A 1,661-nucleotide genomic window follows, 5' to 3' on the forward strand; every position below is an offset into this window, starting at 1 on the left:
TGGGGTTCGGCCGGCGGCTTCGGGTGCAGACGACTCGGGTGGTGTGACGGGCGGTGTGTACAAGGCCCGGGAACGTATTCACCGCGGCATGCTGATCCGCGATTACTAGCAACTCCGACTTCACGCAGGCGGGTTGCAGCCTGCGATCCGAACTGGGACCGGCTTTCCGGGATCCGCTCCCCCTCGCGGGGTGGCAACCCTCTGTACCGGCCATTGTAGCACGTGTGCAGCCCAGGGCATAAGGGGCATGATGACTTGACGTCGTCCCCACCTTCCTCCGGCTTGACGCCGGCAGTCTCCCGCGAGTCCCCAACTCAATGCTGGCAACACGGGACGGGGGTTGCGCTCGTTGCGGGACTTAACCCAACATCTCACGACACGAGCTGACGACAGCCATGCACCACCTGCGCGAGCTCCTCTCGGCCACCGCGTCTCCGCGGCTTCACTCGCATGTCAAGCCCTGGTAAGGTTCTTCGCGTTGCTTCGAATTAAGCCACATGCTCCGCTGCTTGTGCGGGCCCCCGTCAATTCCTTTGAGTTTTAGCCTTGCGGCCGTACTCCCCAGGCGGGGCGCTTAATGCGTTGGCTGCGGCACGGGGGGATGGTCCCCCCACACCTAGCGCCCATCGTTTACGGCTGGGACTACCAGGGTATCTAATCCTGTTCGCTCCCCCAGCTTTCGCGCCTCAGCGTCAGTGGCGGCCCAGCAGGCTGCCTTCGCCATCGGTGTTCTTCCCGATATCTGCGCATTCCACCGCTACACCGGGAATTCCGCCTGCCTCTACCGCACTCGAGCCGCCCAGTCCGGAACCCGGCCCGAGGTTGAGCCCCGGGATTAGAGGTTCCGCTTAGGCGGCCGCCTACGCGCGCTTTACGCCCAATGAATCCGGATAACGCTCGCCCCCTACGTATTACCGCGGCTGCTGGCACGTAGTTAGCCGGAGCTTCTTCTGCAGGTACCGTCAAAGTCTTCCCTGCTGAAAGCGGTTTACAACCCGAAGGCCTTCGTCCCGCACGCGGCGTTGCTGCGTCAGGGTTTCCCCCATTGCGCAAAATTCCCCACTGCTGCCTCCCGTAGGAGTCTGGGCCGTATCTCAGTCCCAATGTGGCCGGTCGACCTCTCAGTCCGGCTACCCATCGCGGGCACGGTGGGCCGTTACCCCGCCGTCTACCTAATGGGCCGCGACCCCATCCCGCGCCGTTAAGGCTTTCCCGGGGAGGCCATGGGGCCTCCCCGGAGCATCCGGTATTAGCCGCCGTTTCCAGCGGTTGTCCCGGAGCGCGGGGCAGGTTGGTCACGTGTTACTCACCCGTTCGCCACTCTATATCTGGCCGAAGCCAGTTTAATCGTTCGACTTGCATGTGTTAAGCACGCCGCCAGCGTTCATCCTGAGCCAGGATCAAACTCTCCGTTCGAACGGCGCCCGGAGGCGCCGTAGGATCGATGTGAGTCTCGATTCTGTTTGAAAACTCTCCGTCGGGGCAGGTGCCCCTGACAGGGATAAAAGTTAAAGCTTGCTCTCTCGAATGTCCGTCTGACATCCGAGAAGACGTATTGTCCGTCTCTCGAATTCCATCCTCAGTATCCGGTTGTCAAGGTTCCGCGGGAGGCTTCCCGCCCCGCCGCCCTCGCGAGCGGCGCAAGGAAATACTTTACAGGG

1 rRNA gene is annotated in these 1,661 nt (G+C 62.4%); it reads right to left on the reverse strand.

The features are described 5' to 3' along the window. Window positions 1-1,416 (reverse strand): 16S ribosomal RNA (locus tag ACW4LP_RS12205). Window positions 1,417-1,661: the final 245 nt, after the last annotated feature.

The sequence above is a fragment of the Adlercreutzia sp. CNCM I-6215 genome, assembly GCF_977072315.1.